General features: G+C 41.5%; 9 protein-coding genes. 1 reads left to right on the top strand and 8 read right to left on the bottom strand.

The window, feature by feature from the left end:
• On the bottom strand, positions 1 to 1,098 hold the full coding sequence (locus tag FUA25_RS06875; protein ID WP_147756164.1) for a Nif3-like dinuclear metal center hexameric protein: 1,098 nt from the start codon (positions 1,096 to 1,098) through the stop codon (positions 1 to 3).
• A 51-nt stretch (positions 1,099 to 1,149) separates the two neighbouring features.
• On the opposite strand from FUA25_RS06875, the gene FUA25_RS06870 reads away from it, so the two are divergent.
• The gene (locus FUA25_RS06870) at positions 1,150 to 1,974 is read left to right on the top strand and encodes an ion transporter (protein ID WP_147756163.1); all 825 of its coding nucleotides are present in this window, start codon (positions 1,150 to 1,152) and stop codon (positions 1,972 to 1,974) included.
• Between the two features lie 52 nt (positions 1,975 to 2,026).
• Here the strand turns inward: FUA25_RS06870 and FUA25_RS06865 are convergent, their stop codons facing one another.
• The 7 genes from FUA25_RS06865 to FUA25_RS06835 form a co-directional block, all read right to left on the bottom strand.
• Positions 2,027 to 5,575, bottom strand: coding sequence for an efflux RND transporter permease subunit (locus tag FUA25_RS06865; protein ID WP_147756162.1), 3,549 nt, complete (start codon positions 5,573 to 5,575; stop codon positions 2,027 to 2,029).
• 32 nt (positions 5,576 to 5,607) lie between these two features.
• On the bottom strand, positions 5,608 to 6,861 hold the full coding sequence (locus tag FUA25_RS06860) for an efflux RND transporter periplasmic adaptor subunit (protein WP_147756161.1): 1,254 nt from the start codon (positions 6,859 to 6,861) through the stop codon (positions 5,608 to 5,610).
• 29 nt (positions 6,862 to 6,890) lie between these two features.
• Positions 6,891 to 8,219, bottom strand: a complete 1,329-nt coding sequence (locus FUA25_RS06855; RefSeq protein ID WP_147756160.1) for a TolC family protein — start codon at positions 8,217 to 8,219, stop codon at positions 6,891 to 6,893.
• Positions 8,203 to 8,820: a TetR/AcrR family transcriptional regulator gene (locus tag FUA25_RS06850; RefSeq protein WP_147756159.1), complete on the bottom strand. Its 618-nt coding sequence runs from the start codon at positions 8,818 to 8,820 to the stop codon at positions 8,203 to 8,205. The genes FUA25_RS06855 and FUA25_RS06850 overlap by 17 nt, the downstream gene beginning before the upstream one ends.
• Positions 8,821 to 8,984: 164 nt before the next feature.
• Positions 8,985 to 11,120, bottom strand: a complete 2,136-nt coding sequence (locus FUA25_RS06845; protein WP_228411665.1) for a T9SS type A sorting domain-containing protein — start codon at positions 11,118 to 11,120, stop codon at positions 8,985 to 8,987.
• Positions 11,121 to 11,887: 767 nt separating this feature from the next.
• Positions 11,888 to 15,610, bottom strand: a complete 3,723-nt coding sequence (locus FUA25_RS06840) for a T9SS type A sorting domain-containing protein (protein WP_147756157.1) — start codon at positions 15,608 to 15,610, stop codon at positions 11,888 to 11,890.
• A gap of 151 nt (positions 15,611 to 15,761) precedes the next feature.
• Positions 15,762 to 18,356, bottom strand: a complete 2,595-nt coding sequence (locus tag FUA25_RS06835) for a T9SS type A sorting domain-containing protein (protein WP_147756156.1) — start codon at positions 18,354 to 18,356, stop codon at positions 15,762 to 15,764.
• Positions 18,357 to 18,521 lie beyond the last annotated feature (165 nt).

Here is an 18,521-nt window from a genome sequence, read left to right as displayed (position 1 = left end):
TTATAAAAAATAATTTACTGGATTGGTTTTCCCAATAGATTTTGAGATTGCAAATTTAGGAAATTTTTCCGACAAAATTTCAAATAATTGTTGACTTACAAATTGTTCTGACTCAAAATGGCCGATATCGCAGAGCAGGATTTTATTTTCTGCCTGAAAAAAATCGTGGTATTTCAAGTCACCGGTCAGATAAGCATCACAACCAGCGGAAATCGCCGCTTTTATGCCACCGGAGCCGCTTCCGCCCAAAACCCCTACTCTTTTTATTTTTTTTGAAGTGAAAGCCGAATGACGGATGATTTTCAGATCGAATTTTTCTTTCACGATCTGCAGAAAATCTTCTTCTTCAAGTTCAGTTTCGAGATCGCCAAAACGTCCCAGTCCTGAATACTGGTTTTCGTTTTCGAGACTGATGATCTGATACGCCACTTCTTCATAAGGATGTGCCGCTTTCATGGCCGAAATGATCTGATGCTGCTTAAAATTTTCAAAAATTACCGAGACCACTTCTTCCTGTGACGTTTCGCGGATATTCAGACTGCCGGAATACGGATTAGAATGCTCCAACGGTCTGAAAGTTCCTGTTCCTGCAACCGAAAAGCTGCATTCATCATAAAAGCCGATGTTTCCTGCTCCGGCTGCGAAAAGTGCGTTTTTCAATTGTTCAGCATGATCTGTCGGTATATACACTTCCAGTTTTTTAAGATTCTGTGTTTTGGGCATCAGGATCTTTTGATTTTTAAGACCGAGTTTTTCGCAGATCCCAAAATTGACTCCGAAAAAATCATTGTCGAAGGCAGTATGCACAGCGTAAATCGCAATTTTATTTTCGAGCGCTTTCATGACAGCTCTTTCAACATAATTTTTTCCTGTCAGGGATTTCAGTCCTGAGAAAATAATGGGATGAAAAGTGAGAATGAGATTTGAACCGCCGGAAATGGCTTCTTCAATGACATTTTCGAGCGCATCGTGTGCAATTAAAATTCCTGAAATTTCTCTTTCCGGGTTTCCGCAGAGCAAACCCACATTATCAAAATCCTCCGCCTGTTTTGCAGGGATGATCTTTTCAAACTCAGAGACAAATTCTTTAATTTTCATATAAATTGAGTAATTTCAACGAAGATATTACATTTGTAAAAAATACACGTTATGAAACCGGAATATGACCTCATTCCCGAAGACCATCTGCTGCTGAAGAAAATCTACAGGGTCATTTATTTTTCGGATACCAAAGCGGGCAAAATTTTTGATATTTCGTTGCTTTTACTTATCCTCTTCAGCACTGTTCTGCTCATGCTCGAAACCGTTCCGCAACTGGATCTGAAGAATCACCATCTTTTTTATCTGCTGGAATTCATCATCACCATTTTTTTTACGGTGGAATATTTACTCAGAATTTTTACCATAAAAGATAAGAACGAATATATTTTCAGTTTTTTCGGAATCATCGATCTTCTGGCGATTATTCCTTTCTATATCAGCCTCCTGTTTCCGGTAGCCCATTTTTTCATCATCATCAGAATGTTACGGATGCTGAGGATTTTCAGGATTTTCAATCTGGCAGATTATATGCACGACGGCCAGTATATTATGTCGGCACTTCGGCAAAGTTCCCGAAAAATCTATATTTTTCTGCTGTTTTTAAGCATTTTCATTGTAATTATCGGCGCGGTGATGTATGTCGTGGAAGACGGCAAAAACGGCTTCAACAGTATTCCGCAGAGTATTTACTGGGCGGTGGTTACGATTACAACTGTTGGTTACGGCGATATTTCTCCGGTTACCTCATTCGGAAAATTTCTCTCCGTCATCGTTATGCTTTGCGGTTACAGCATTATTGCTGTACCAACAGGAATTGTTACTTCAGAATTCCGTAAAAAAACAGTCGCTCAAAAAAACTGTTCCCGCTGCGGAAGCCAGGATAACGATGCTGATGCGCGCTACTGCAAACAGTGCGGCGACAAATTCATTTAAATAAAAAAGCTGTTTCAAAATGAAACAGCTTTTTTATTTAAATTGTTAATTATTATTCTTTGTCTCTCTTATGCATTTCAAATTCTGCGGGATACATTTTCTTTAAACGTTCAACTTCCCTTGCCTGCTCTTCTGCATCGTTTTCATGTCGGTGCATGTATTTGCGGCGTGCACTGATTTTTCTTTTCGAAATGATGTAGAACATCACCGGTACAATGATCAGCGTAAGGAAAGTCGCAAACGAAAGACCGAAAATGATCGTCCATGCCAACGGTCCCCAGAACGCTACGTTATCTCCTCCTAAAGAGAAATGCGGATTCAGCGTGGTAAGGAAGGATGCCACATCAAAGTTCAGCCCGATCGCGAGCGGAATCAAACCTAAGATCGCGGTGATTGCCGTTAAAAGAACAGGTCTTAAACGCTCTTTTCCTGACTCTACAATAATCTGTTTTACTTCTTCCAATTCCAGATCATCGTGGGTCTCGACACCTTTTTCTGCCACTTTTTCATCGAGTTTCAGAACAAAGAAGTCCATGAGGACGATCCCGTTCTTCACCACAACTCCTGCCAGGGAAATAATTCCCATCATCGTCATCAGGATCACGAAATCCATCCCGAAAATACTCAGTCCGAGGAAAACTCCTGAAAAACTCAGCAAAATAGTAGTCATAATGATCAGCGTTTTCGAAAGCGAGTTGAACTGGAACACAATAATTGATGTTACCATCGCCATTGCCAGGAATAAGGCGAACAAAAGGAAATTCATATTTTTTCCCTGCTCTTCCTGTTCCCCTCCGAAAGAGTAGGTTACTCCGTCTGCAGCTTTGTAGTTTTTAAGCACAGTCTGGATTTTCTGTACAATTTCATTGGAATTATAGTCTTTCAGCACTCCGGAATACACCATAATGGTTCGGGTATTGTCCTTTCTTTTGATTTTGTTGAAGGTATTCGCTTCCTGCATGGTTGCAAAAGTGGACATCGGTACCAGAACCGGCCCGTTCTGGCCTTTCAGCGTAATGGGTTGGTTGAAAAGCAGACTCGTGTTTCTCCGCTGATCTTCTTTAAGCCTTATCGAAATATCATAATCGTCTTCGGTATCTTTATAGGTCGAAATGTCCTGCCCGAACAAAGCCCTACGAAGTGTAATTCCGGTAAGTGCAGTATTCACGCCCAGATTTCCTGCAGTTTCACGGTTGATGTCGATCAGCAGTTCCGGACTCTCTTTGTTAATGTCGGATTGAAGTTTTTCAATTCCCGGAATTCCCTGACCGTTGATGAAGGTGATCATTTTCTGAGCTTCAACCAAGAGTTGGTCATAATCATTCCCTTTCAGTTCAATGGAAACCGGATAACCAACCGGCGGACCGTTCGCATCTTTTTCGACCGTATAATTGAATCCCGGAATATCGGGAATCGCTTTACGGATATCTTCCATCACGTCTGCAGTGTTGATACCTCGTCTTTTTCCGAATTCAACGTAAGTAATCGTAATCTTGGATTTGAAAGGCGTATCGGCCTGAGAACCTGCATCCACCTGCGGATTGATCGCACCTTTACCCACCTGTGTCACCATCGATTCTACGAGATAGTTCACCCCGTTGCCTTCTTTGTATTTGTTCAACACATTCAGGATGTTCGCTTCCACCTGTTTGGTGGCCTGATTGGTTTTGCCGATATCGGTTCCCTGCGGATATTCCATGTATACAATGGTTTGCTTAGGAATATTTTCCGGGAAAAATAGCACTTTGGAACGGCCAATGGCCATCATTGCACCAAAAATAACAAAGGAAAGCAACAACACTCCTACTACTCCCAAAAATGCGTTCCGCGGTTTTTTTCCGTTTAACAAATTCTCAATAAATTTTTGGTACTTTTTCGCCAGATTCGGGAAGAAGGTATACTGGAAATGTTCGATTTTATCGTGGAAGAAGTTTTTGTAGAGCCAGATGGCAAGGATCGCCAATAGCGACAGAATTACAACTGCGAGAAAATATTTGATCCCTGTTGCCAATCTCAGAATACCAAAAACAACAGCTATTATTCCAAAAATCAATGTGTATTTTTTAGCCTGTCCCTGGGTGATATTCTTGTTGTCCAGTGTCATTCCGCCGCCCGTCATCGAAGCATTGATGATCATCGCCACAAAAAGAGAGGCCATCAGTGTTACCGAAATCGTAATCGGGAAATACTTCATGAATTCACCCATAATTCCCGGCCAGAGCAGCATTGGTAAAAATGCAAAAACGGTGGTTAAAGTGGAAGTAATTACGGGAAAAGAGATTTCGCCGATCCCGAATTTGGAAGCTTCGCGCCTTTTATAGCCTTTTTCCATATTGGCATAAACGTTATCCACGACCACAATACCGTCATCCACCAGCATTCCGAGTCCCATTACCATGGCAAAAAGTACCATTGTATTCAGCGTGATGCCGAACATATGAAGCACCGCAAATGCAATAAGCATTGAGAGCGGAATCGCAGTTCCAACGAAAAGGGCATTCTTGAGTCCCATTGAAAAACTCAATACCGCCATAACGAGTAGAATACCAATCAAAATATGGTTCGCCAGTTCGTTCACCTGATGTTCAACATCGGAGGACTGGTCGGAAGTAAGCGTGATCTGCAAATCCTGAGGCAGATAGGTAGTCTTAGCTTTTTCGAGTTTTACTTTAGCCTGATCAATCGCAGAGATCATGTTGGTTCCCGCCCTTTTTTTCAGGTCGATCATGACTACGTCCTGTCCGGATTCTCTTGCATAAGTCGTTTTCTCCTTTTCTTTAAAAGCGACCGTTGCAATGTCCCGAATACGTACCCCTGGCTTGATCACAAAATTATCAAGATCCGAAGGTTTTGAGATCTGTCCTTTGATCCTTACGTTTTCGCGGTTCCCTTCAGAAATGAGATTTCCGCCGGAAATGGTGACATTCTCGTTGCGGATGGCCATAATGATGTCGTCGAAACTCACTCCGGCTGCATTCATTTTATAAAGGTCTACCGCAACTTCCACTTCATTATCGTCAACCCCCAAAATGGTGGCCTCCTTTACCTCTGAAATATCTTCAAGATCATCCTTAATGTCTTCAGCGTACTGTTTCAGGGTAAATTTGTTGTAATTTCCTTTAAGATTGATATTTAAAATGGGGAATTCTTCAGAAATGTTCAGGTCGAAAACACTCGGTTCAACTTTTGAACCGGAATCCATCGAAGGCCAGTCCTGATCGCCTTTGGCTTCATCCACTTTATCCTTGATTCTCTGTTTTGCTTCAGCCAGCGGAATTTTCTCATCGAATTCAACAATGATCAGACAGTAATCCTGAAAAGAGTTTGAACTGACCTTGTTGACGCCTGAAACATTCTTGAATTTATCTTCGAGCTCTTTGGTGATGAGTTTTTCAACGTCTTCCGCCGAATTTCCCGGGTATACCGAAGAGATATAGATGTTGTTCTGAACCACCTCCGGGAAACTCTCCCGCGGCATCGAAAAGAAGGAATAAATTCCCATGATCACGATGATGAAGGTGAGTACATACACCGTGGTACGGTTATCTACCGCCCAACTGGAGAAAAAAGATTCCTTTTGGTGGTGTTTATTTTGACTCATAATTTTTGTTTTTAATTTAGAAATTGCAGGAGTTATAGAGCGATTTTTACTTTCTGACCTTCCACGAGGTTTTTGGAACCGTCGGTAATCACAACATCTCCGGCTTTCAGGCCAGTGGTAATTTCTACAGCATTCTCAGACTTCTCTCCCTGACCGACAAACACTTTTCTGGCAACGGCATTTTCACCTTTAATGTTTTGCGCTATAAAAACGTAGGTACGGTGTGCTGCATCTTCGTAAATATACTGAGCAGGAATCTGCATCGCATTCGGGTTCACATAATCCTCAATTTTTACCTGCGCCATCAGGTTGGGCTTAATGAGACCTCCTTTGCTCGACACCGGAATTTCGATTTTGAAGGTTCTGTTTTCAGGATTGATGTAATTTCCAACAAGTCTGATGCTTGAACTGATGGTCTGGTTAAGCGTAGGAATGAAAATCTTCACCGAAGTTCCCGGTCTAACTTTTGCCAAATAGGTTTCCGGAACATCGGCTTCAACACGCATGGTTCCGAGAGAAATCAATTTTACGATTTCAGTTCCCGGTGAAACCACCTGTCCGTTTTGGGTAATCACTTCATCAATCACGCCACTGAAAGGGGCAGTAATAGCTGTTCTGGCCAGATTAGTACGCACCGCATCTGCTGCTTTCTGAGTCGCGGCAACCTGACTTTGAGCCGCAGCCACCTGTTTCATGGCACCGTCATAATTGGCTTTTGCCTGAAGATACTGCATTTCGGAACCGATTTTCTTTGCCCAAAGCGAACTCTGTTTCTGATAGGAAATTTTAGCCAGTTCTGCGGACGATCTCACCTGCTGAAGCTGTGCCTGCATGGTGGTTACTGAAATCTGTGCCTGTTTGTACTGATCATTCAAACCACCGTCTGAGACCCTTCCAATGATTTGTCCTCTTTTAACATTCTGACCTTTTTTTACAAATAAACTCAGGGTTCCGGAAAACTGCGGCTGAACTTTTACATCCTGATCCGTCGTTACATTTCCCTGAATCTCCACATTGTGCACAAAATTGGTAGGTGCCATTTTCAATACTGAAACCACACCGCTGGCTGCTGCCGAAACGCCCATTTTATTAAGATTGGCGTCAATTCCTGCCATTACCTGATTAAGGCTGTCAACTTTATATTTTTGGCGCTCTTTATAGGCCTGAAGCCCTTTTACATCTTTATTTTTAATTAAAGTTTCGAGTTTTACGTCTGTGGATTCAGTCTCTTTTTTGCAGGCAGTCAAGCCGGCCAATATGATCAGTGGTATTAAGAATTTTTTCATCGTGAAATATTTATATTATTAGTTTTTGATTAAAGTTTGCCCACAGCTTCGTCGAGCTTGGTTTTTGCCTGAATAAGTCCGATTGCGGCTTCATAGTAACGTGACTGTGAATCGTAGAGCTGGGTTTCGCTTTGCTGCAGTTCGTAACTTGTACCGATACCTTCGTTAAATTTTATCCGCTGTTTGTTGTAGATGCTGGAGGATAATGCAATGAGCTCCTGCGCATTTTTGTAGGAATTATAGGCATTGTCATAATCTACAGATGCTGCGTAAACGGTGTTCTGCAAATCTCTTTCAGTTTCAACGATGTCGAGCCGGGCTTTGGAGACATCGAGTTTCGCCTGCTCAGTCTGCCAGTGTCTCTGGAATCCGCTGAAAATAGGAATATCCAGCTGAACTGCAATCACAGAGGTATTGAACCAGTCCTGAGTGCTGTTGAAAAACTTGAACTGATCGCCGTTTCCGTTGTAACTGGAAGAAAGGCCTGCCGCCAAAGTGGGCAGCGATCTGGATTTCTGAAGTTTGAGCTTGAGTTCTGACAATTTCAAGGCATTTTCCTTCAGCCGGTAATCAATATGGTTTTTAACATCCTGATTCATATTCAAATCGACCAAACCCTCATTTTTGGTTACGATCTCATCGAGGGTTGAAGTCAAAGTAATTTCACTTTCCAAAGGATAACCCATTAAATATTTTAAAGCCATCAGCAGTTTTTCACGCGACCGTTTAAGGTTCTGCTGATTCGCGAGAAGGCTTTTATAACTGAATTCAAGCTGTTCAACATTCTGATATTCTACCAATCCTACTTTATAGGTTTCACGAGTATCATTCAGTGATTTTTCAGCGACTTTTCTGTTATCTTCAAGGGTTTTGATGTTTTCGTCCATCACCAAAACCGCTGCATAAGACATTAAAATCCCTTCTTTGACAGAGATTTGGGTTTTTTCCTCGGCTAGTGCAGCAGTTTCCTTGTATGCTTTTGCGGATTGCAAACCCACCAGATAAGAACCGTTGAACAGCAGCTGACTCAGTGTGAGTCCACCGCTTACACTTTGTTTCTGCCCGAATTTTACCGGTACATAAGTTCCCGGGGTGCCACCCGTGATTTCTGCAGGCAAGAGCTGGACCGGAATGTTGAGGAAATAATTATAAGTCCCCTGTGCGCTGAGCTGCGGTAAACCGATTCCCGTGGTTTCTTTCACTTTTTGTGAGGCAATGGTACGGTCGATTTTTGCTTTCTGCACACTGATGTTATGTTCCAGCGCATATTGCCAGGAATCATCAATGGAGAAACTCTGCTGTGCGTAAACATTTACAGAGAGTGCCGAGAAGGCAAAAAGTTTAAGCCAATTCTTCATATTTAGTTTTTAGTTGAGTTAAGATTTCGGTTCCTTTGGGTGTTAAGATTGAGTAAAGGAAAAACTCGGTGGCGTTCTGGCAGAGATGAGCCGGATTTTTAGCCTCTTCTTCAAATAGCGAAGAACCTTCCATTGAAAGAAAAAGCTGCATCATGAATTTTACATAGATCGCTTCATTGAAATTGTTACGGTAATAACCTTCTTCCCTACCGATCTGAATATTGTGTAAAATGATTACGGAAATTTTGCTGTATACTTCCAGAACATGGTCGTTAAAAATGATGGGATAGTATTTGTGAAGCTGCCGTAAAAACACCGTTTTATTGGCCTGCGTAATGGTCTGAAGATTTTTTTCGCGCAGAAGCATTCTTTCAATCGGATTGGCAGTGAGCTTTTCCACTTCTTTCATATGAAAAACGATGTCTGAAAGTTTATAGGAAAGTACTGCTTTCAGCACCTCTTCCTTATTTGTATATTGCTGGTAAAGGGTTTTCTTGGACATTGAGAATTCCTTTGCTATATCATCCATCGTCACTGTTTTCGCCCCGTTCTGTATGAACAGATCAGAAACCTTTTCGAGAAATAAGTTTTTATTTTCCATAATTAAAGGGCAAAGATACAAAAGAAAACTAAAAAACTAAAAAAGTTTTCCCGTTTTTTAATGTGTACAACTTTCCCTGCCAATGTAGACGGTTGAATTGAAAAATTACTTTAAATAAAAAGACAGCCGTTTCGGGCTGCCTTAAAAAATTAAAAGTTTAGTAATTATTTCTTAATCGCTTTCATTGTTTTTACAGATCCGTCTTTGTATTTCAGCGTTACCAAATACATTCCGGCTGTTAAATCACCTAACTGAAGTTCAGCAGTTGGTTTTGTAATTGTTTTAACCGTTCTTCCAGAAACGTCGGTAATGATAACAGAAGCCACATTTTTAACATCTGAAATATACAGGACTTCATTGAACGGGTTTGGATAAACGGTTACATTCTTTCCTGACGCAACTTCAGAGGTTGATAAAGAACTGTCGTATGCTGAAATTTTGAACTGACCGTCTTCGCTGCCTGTTCCTATCCATTTTAAAACACTGATATAAAGAGTTGAATTCGGAGTCAGGCCAGTTAGTGCAACTCTTGAAAATCTCTCGACTCCGGCCACTATATCATCATTACAGCCATTTGGCACTTCAACTAGCGAGCCGCATGCACCGCTGTAAATATTCAAAACAGAATCAATAAAAGGTGAGCCTGCTACAGCGGCGGTTTCAATTGTAATATTACCCGAGGCCGGTACCTGTACGGTAAACCACACATTATTATCAGAATCCGTAACACATGATTGGGGGGTACCATCGGTTGTAGCCCCAAGATTAGAAGCTGTAATTGCATTTTGCGAAAATGTTGCACCAGGAGTAATAGCTAAAGCTCCTGCACATCCATTATTAACGGGTGGAGGAGGTGGAGAGGTTACACAAATATCAAACGAGTTAGCATACCCTGTCCCATTTGAGTTATAAACTCTTAAGTAATAAGTATTGCCTATGGTAAGTCCTGTCAGTACTGCAGCACTCGCCGCACTCGTATCACACAGAATACTGGCTAAAGTTCCACAAACTCCACTGAACGCCTGAAGATAAAGTGATGTTGAATTTGTTCCAGTTCCTACAGATATAATATTGGATAATGTTATGATATGTGAGGGATTTGTTGCCACAAAAGAATACCAAACATCATCATCTGTAGTACCTGTACAAGGTGCTACTGCTACCCCCGAGCTGGTCGCTGCTAAAGTGGTTCCTGCCGTGGGAGCAGCACATGTTGTGGTTGTACTGGCTACCAATGGAATTGCAGTTGCACAATTATCATTAATCGGAGCTACAGGGGTGACAATACAGATGTTAAACGTATTTGCATATGCTGTTCCTGCATTGGAATTATAAACCCGAACATAATAAGTGTTTCCGACTGTAAGACCTGTTAGCGCTGTAGGAGTAGTTCCTGTTGTATCACACATTACACTAGTTAAACCAGCGCAGGATCCACTTAAAACCTGAAGATACAATGATGTTGATGATGTTGCACCAACTGATACAATATTAGAAAGCATAACGTTGTGCGTTGTTGAGGTTGCAACGAAAGAATACCACACATCATCATCTGCCGTACCCGTGCAAGGAGTTAAGGTATTACCTGAACTTGTAGCGGACCAGGTACTGCCTGCAACAGATGAAATACAACTTGAATTGGCACTTGGTATTAGTACGACTGCGTTTGCACAATCATCGTTGGCGGGTGGCGGCGGTGGTGCGGTTACACAAATATTAAAACTTGCGGCAGCGGTAACAGTAGCGCTGTATGTATAGACCCTGATATAGTAAGTTGCACCGACTGTTAAACCACTCACGGTTCCGCTATTGGGATCCGAACAAAGCAATGAGGTAACTGCCCCACCACACGCATTACTCATCACCTGAAAATACATATCGGTTGAGGATGGATTACCAACCGAAACAATATTAGAAAGGGTCACGATATGCGTGGTACTGGTTGCTACAAATGAATACCAAACATCATCATTGGGTGTACCTGAGCAGGTTCCAGCTACCATTGACTGTGTTGCACCCAGTGTAGTCCCTGAAACCGGAGTTACACAAGTCGGATTGCTATTTGCAGTAAGAAGTACCGCATTACTACACTCATCATTTGCTGGTGGTGCAGGAGCCGCAGGACTGGTGAAAGACTGTATTGCAGATGTACACCCTACGGCATCACTTCCTCCATTTGTAGGAACCACATACCAGTAGTAAGGAGTATTGTATTCAGTTAAGCTCGCGGTATAAGTTGTAGTTGGAGCCGTGATCGTTGTAGTTAATGTTGTCGGCGGATTCGTCGTGCCTACATACACCTTGTATGCGGTAGGTGCAGGCCCGGTGATAGGGGCGTTCCATGATAAAGTTGGAGTTAGTGTCGCTACAGTAGAACCATTAGCAGGGGCAGTTAATGCGGCACACTGTGGTGTTGGTGGAGCGTCAGTAATGTCCAGTGTAAATGCTCCACAATTTGGGGTTGGCCAAGTATCAATCACAATATAGTAGATACCATTTGCAGGAAAATTAACAACACCGGATGCGGTATTTCCCGAACTGGTTTTAATCACACCCACAAGATTGGCAGTGAGAGGTGGACATGCAGAGTGTACGGAAGCAATCTTCCAGATGGCAGCCCCACCTAAATCTAACTTCAAGTTGATCGGTGCGTTGGTAATGTTGATGGAATAAACATAATCTTCACCTCCTCCATAGTTGGTATCGAAGGTGCCAGCTGCAAAATCATTACCTGTACCGCAAGTTGTCTGTGCGCCACTTGAAAACGGTATACTGGTAATCGGAATTGCGGTTGCACAATCATTCTGGGCCCTAAGACCACAAAAAGACAAAAGTGCAATCCAAAAAATAAAGAGTTTTTTCATAACATAATATTTTTTATTAATAAATAAAATTACACTTTTTTTCTAAAACGCAAATTATTTTTGATAATAATGTGAATAAATATGACATTTGGCGTTACAATTATGTAATACAACGATAAACACATGATTGTTTGTGAATCTTTATGTGGATGCAAAAAAAAGGCGACCCTAACGGGGCGCCTTCATATTCATGATTATAATTATTATTTTTTAATCGCTTTCATTGTTTTTACAGATCCGTCTTTGTATTTAAGGGTTAATAAATACATTCCGGCCGTTAAATCACCTAACTGAAGTTCAGCAGTTGGCTTTGAAATCGTTCTAACCGTTCTTCCTGAAATATCAGTGATGATTGCAGACGTAACATCTTTAACATCTGAAACATACAGGATATCATGGAATGGATTAGGATAAATTTTCACAGTATTGCTTGTTGGTTCATTTTCAGAAGTACCAAGCGAGCCGTCATAAGCGGAAATCTGAAATTCTCCGTTTGTTACAGTCGCAGAACCGTATCCGTAAACACTAACATAGAGTGTTGACCCGGGGGTCTGTCCTGTTAAACTCAAAAGTGAAAAATTTCCGGTACCCGAATCATCATCACAACCTACCTGTGTTAAGGAACCACAAGATCCAGAATATACTCCTACGGACGTATCTGTAAGCGATGTACCGGTTGTGGTCTGGGTTTCAATTGTAATATTTCCACTTGCAGGAACTACAACTGTATACCAAACATTAAATACTGAAGTAGTGAGACAAGAAGGAACGGGTCCGTCTGTTGTAGCTCCAGCATTGCTTCCGGTAATATCATTCTGGTCGAAAGTTCCACCTGGAGTAAGAGCAATTGCACTGGAACAGTTATCATTCGCAGGCGCTCCAGAAACAGTTGGGGAAGTAATACAGATATCAAAAGTATCTGCATATACATTGCCCTGATTAGAATTGAATAATCGGACATAATAGGTCTGCCCAACCGTTAAACCACCAAGTGTAGAAGGTGATACAGCACTCGTATCACAGATTATTGTGGATAATGAACCACAGCTTCCACTGAACACTTGCATATAGAGTGTGGTTGAAGAGGTTGATCCCACTGAAACCACATTACTAACATTAATGGTATGTGTGGCAGCAGTAGCGGTAAATGAATACCAAACATCATCGTCAGCAGTTCCGGAGCACGGTGCAACAGCAATTCCTGAATCTGTAGCCCACTGCGTGGTACCTGATATTGAATTACAGGTGTCATTTACACTCGGTGTCAAAACGATAGCGTTTGCACATTCATCATTTGATGGACCTGCAGGTGGCGTTGTAACGCAAATATCGAAAGAAGTGGCATATGCCGCACCTGCATTACTGTTGTAAATCCTTACATAATAAGTTTGACCCGGTACCAAGTTCGAAAGTGTTGCAGCGGATGCATCAGTTGTATCACAAACGATGCTGTTAAGAGCGCCGCAGTTTCCACTGAAGGCCTGGAGGTAAAGTACAGCTGAATTCGTTGTTCCTACAGAAACAATATTAGATAATGCAACATTATGGGTAGTGCTAGTTGCCACAAACGAATACCAAACGTCATCATCCGCAATTCCAGAACAAGGTGCTACTCCAATATTGGAGTCGGTAGCCCATTGTGTAGTGCCGGCAACTGAAGCGGTGCAAGTCATATCCGGATTTACAGTCAGAGAAACTGCATTTACACAATTATCATTCGCAGGCCCTGCAGGAGGAGTTGTTACGCAAATATCAAATGAAGATGCGTAGGCTGAACCATTTTGAGAGGTATAAATTCTTACATAATAGGTTTGGCCTGGTGTAAGATTGTATAGTGTCGCTCCTGTAGCATCGGATGTATCACAAAGGATGCTGGAAAGGCTTCCACAAGTACCACTGAATGCCTGAAGATATAATGTTGTTGATGTTGTTGTTCCTACGGATACTACATTTGATATTGTTACGATATGAGTGGGCCCGGTCGCTGTAAAAGAATACCACACATCATCATCTGCGGTTCCTGTACAAGGGGCTATTCCAATACCGGAATCTGTAGCAAACATTGTGGTTCCTGCGGTAGATGTACAAGTTAAGTTTGAACTCACCGGCAGAACTTCAGCACCAATACAATTATCGTTTGCGGGAGGAACTGCTGAACTAATGCAAATATCAAACGAAGTTGCATAGTTACTTCCTGAAGCCGAAGTGTACACCCTCACATAATAGGTTTGCCCAACGGTAAGATTATCCAGCAAGGTAGCGGATGCATCTGTTGTATCGCAGGCTACACTCGAAAGCGCCCCACAAGAACCTGTTAAAACCTGAGTGTATAAAGTAGTAGACGTTGAAGTTCCTACAGAAACAATATTAGAAAGCGTTACCAGATGCGATGTACTGGTAGCAACAAAAGAATACCATACATCATCATCTGCGGTTCCTGTACATGGTGACAAGGTATCTCCTGACGGTGTTGCATATAAAGTTGAACCCGATGTAACTCCACCGCATGCAATCCCTGCACTTGAAGTAAGTGGGATAGCAGTAGAGCATTCATCATTCTGTACTGATGGAGGGGTAAGGATGCAGATTTTAAAAGAGGCTGCATAATCACCACCCAGTTGTGAAGTATAGATTCTTACATAATAAGTTTGCCCCGGGACTGTAGATACAACAGTAGGTGAAGCATCAGTTGTATCACAAACTTCACTAACTAAAGCTCCGCAAGTTCCCGAAAATACCTGTGTATAAAGAACTGTAGCAGTAGACGTTCCTTCAGATACAATATTACTCAGTTCAATCTGGTGTGAAGTCTTAGTTGCTACAAAGCTGTACCAAACATCATCATCAGCATTTCCTGTACATGGCGATAAAGTAGCAGTTGATGCAGTAGCAGCAAGTGTATTTCCACCAGTGCTTCCCGAACAGGTAAGTCCAAGCTGTGGAGTCAATGAAATAGCAGTTGTACATTCATCATTTGCCGGAGTCTGAGGTACGGTAAACGTCATTTCTGTACAGCCTGCTGCATCACCAATTATGTTGGTAGGAATGATTTTATAATAATAGGTACCAGGCGTTAAATTAGCTAGGGTGTAAGAAGTTGTATTACCTATATTTAAATTGTTGAGAATATCGGTTCCATTAGGTGTAGTGCCAAGGTTAACCTTGTAGGACTGTGCGCCAACAGCAGCTAACCAGGTAATAGAGATAGGATTCACTGCATTCATTGCGCCGTTTGCAGGAAATGTTACGGTTGCGCACGTTGGAAGAGTTGTTGGCGGCGGCATAGTTACATTGAAAGCAACCAACGGTCTTCTGTAATTGCTAGAGCTCAATGCATTATTTAATGCCCCTGTTGTATTATTATACTTAGTTGTATTATTATTAGAAGTATCTGAACACGGCGCAGTATACTCATAATTCCAGGAGATGGTACTTGTTTGTCCCGCGGTCTGGGTATATTCAACAAAAACAGCAAGATTACTGCCGTTGGTATAATTAAAATTTGCCGAATGTACAAACTGCTTATATCCTTCAGTACTTCCAACTGCTGTCTGTGGATCCGAATCATACACCAAGGTGGCCGATGCAGTTTCAGCAGCCCAGTCTACTGAGGTAGTACCGAAATCTACTGAAGGATAATTTTTTAGATAAATTTTGAAGGTTGAACCGGGTTTAAGTGTTCCCGTAGCCGAACTTCTCTTAAAATAGGTTGATGTTATGGTCCCACCTGCAATACTAACCAACTGAGACGCGGGAAGTATAAAAGCAGTGCGGTTTTTGCTGTTTGCCGTGGTATTGCTATTCATAGGGCCATAAGTTGTTGACCCTAAATCAGAACAGGCCGGAACCACGTAACTCTGACCTGAGTAAGAATTGAAAGTGACAAACATGATCACTATCAACAAAAAATAGTTTAATTTTTTCATAAATTCTTTTTATATTATGCTAAAAATAGGGTTTTCAAACAAAAATCCTACAATTAGGCTGCAAATAAGTTGTAATTATATAATAATATAGTAAAATTATATAAATAAAAAAGGCAGCCTGATTGGCTGCCTTTAGATAATAATTTTAAAATTATTTCTTAATCGCTTTCATTGTTTTTACAGATCCGTCTTTGTATTTAAGGGTTACCAAATACATTCCGGCTGTTAAACCACCTAACTGAAGTTCAGCAGTTGGTTTTGCAATTGTTTTAACCGTTCTTCCGGAAATATCTGTAATGATAACAGACGTTACATCTTTAACCTCTGTAATGTACAATACATCATGGAATGGGTTCGGATAAATCTTCACTGTTCTGACATCAGAAATAAGATCTGAAGTTCCTAAAATTCCGTTCGTAGACATGCTGATTGTGAATGGACCTTCAGGATTATCTGTAAAGCCGGAGTATTGTCCCACATTTATATAATAAGTGGTTCCCTGAACAGCAACGAAAGAAATAGTTTCTCCTGTATCATCTCCATTATCATCCACACTACCGACACAGTTAAAGCTACCGCAGCTACCGGTATAGACACCTATTTCCGGATCCCAACCAGTCACGTTACTCAAGGTCACTGTCATTGTAGTTCCATCTCCAAGAATGGTATACCAAACGCCATCATTCATACCTGATGTTCCACAAGATACAAATCCACTGTTGTTGGTTGCTGCTAAAGCGTTCTGAGTATTGGTATATGGAGTTGTTGCAGTGGGAGATCCATTTATTGCTGAAGTACAGGCATCATTTGCCGGGGTTGTCGGAGGAGTTGTAAATGAATAAGATGCCCACGTACTTTCGCCCGCTGCACACATCGATCTCACCCAGAAATAATAGGTCGTTTCTGGCGAAAGGGTTCCTACTGATACCGTGGTAGCAGTTGTAGGTGTACCAGTAGTAGGCGGGGTATTTGTAGTGGAATAATAATATTGATATCCGTTTGCCGGTGCTGTTGCCGGTGCCACCCAGCTGAGGTTGTTACCGGAAACAGAAAGGTTGCTCGGTTCTGCACATGAAGGCGTCAATTCTAATTTAAAATCATCAAATCCCATGTAATAAGGGGCAAATGATGTTGCCAATGTTTCTATCCCGAAATAATAGGTTCCTGTAGTAGCAGGCACGTACGTAACTTTATATTGGGTGTAAGCAGGAGTTGTAGTCGTGGCTGGAATTACAAATGAACTTCCCAGCTGGGTTGCACCCGTAGATGACTGTGCTGAATTTACATATACATCACCTTGCCATCCTGATGTATCATCACCCGCCCAATAGAATGAAAAGTCATAAGACTGACCTGCAGTTAAAGTAAAACCAGGAGTCCATAAATCTGCAGCAGTTGTAGGGTAGTAAATTGTTACATAATTAGGGGCGGATCTCGGATTGTTATAAGTTTGGGAAGCCGCATTTTGTGTGGTATGCGATCCTGAAGTTAACCAGCAGACCGGTAAAACTTCGGTACCGATATTTGGCATAGCATCAAAGTTTTCTGACCAAGGCAGTGAGGTAAAGGGCAGACAGGCTGTGGCAAAAACTCTTTGCACACAAGATGAAGAGACATTCAAAGTATTATACGAATTTACAGTATAATAATATTTCGTAGAATTTGCTAAAGGTGCTGTGAAAGTATAGGAAGCCGCATTGCCTAAATCAATATTATTTAGAATATTTGTACCTCCGGGGGTGGTTCCCACTGATAATCTGTAGCCTGTAGCACCATTTACAGCATCCCATGTTATGGTAGGCGTTGTGGAGAGTCCCGCAGCGTTAGCTGTCGGTGCCGTAACTGTTGGACAAGGAATGTTTTTTGTTGTAAACGTATTTTCACTGCAGCCCACCGAAGGATTGGCGCCATTATATGAAGTTACAGTGTAGTAGTGTTGCTTGTTGTAAGCCAATGGAGTAGAAAAAGTGTATGTAGTAACATTTCCAACGTCAACTGAATTCAGGACGTCTGATCCTCCTGGAGTTGTACCGACCTTAATTCTGTAACCTGTTGCATTTGAAACTGCATTCCAAGTAATAGTGGGCAACTCAGAAACACCCGTAGCATTCGCTGCCGGTGCGGTAACCACAGGACATGCAGGAACTGTGCTTGCAGTGAGACCTACAATTGTAACAACGGATTTATTAGCAGATCTGGTACCAGCAGGAGGAGTTGCCGGATCAGGATTCACGCTGTCATCTCTGTAATATAATGAACCATTGGCAGCTCCACTGTACACATACATCGCTTCAGAAAATCCATTACTATCATAATCTGCTTTATTTTCCTCTGCTGCTATAACAAGATTATCTATATTGTTATAGGCAAAAGGTGTTGTGAAAGTAATTTCAACAACTCCAGCATTATTGGTAACCGTTCCTGAAAATACCTGTGTTAAATTTGTTAACGGAATCCATGCTGAAGTACTAGAGAATGTGGAATTTGTTGTATGCCCCAGATAAACGATCCATTCATCAGAATTGGTTAGCGTACTGGATGAAGAAAGATAAAATTTGAGTCCGGTAATATTACCTGCAGCATTTGCATTAATTTCAGATTTCGGGAAAATCTGCTGAACATACGAATAGCCGTAATAAGTGCTTATGGGTGCAACACCGGTATTCGTACCACTTCCCAAAGTAATTTGGGCATTGTAAACTGTGCCAATAAATAAAATAAGACACATCAGTAAAAGTTTTTTCATAACCTTGTGTTTTTTTTAATTAATATTAATAAATGCTAATGTAAGAAAAACATTTAATTGAGCAATAAAATACAGAAATATTGCACAATTCAATAACAATCTATTGCTAAGCTTGCGAAAAATTTATGCGAAATAGAAATTCACAAAAAAAGGCGGCCCATTTGG

Source organism: Chryseobacterium sp. (assembly GCF_008014695.1).
Lineage (GTDB): Bacteria > Bacteroidota > Bacteroidia > Flavobacteriales > Weeksellaceae > Kaistella.
This window is presented reverse-complemented; position numbering and strand designations above follow the sequence as displayed.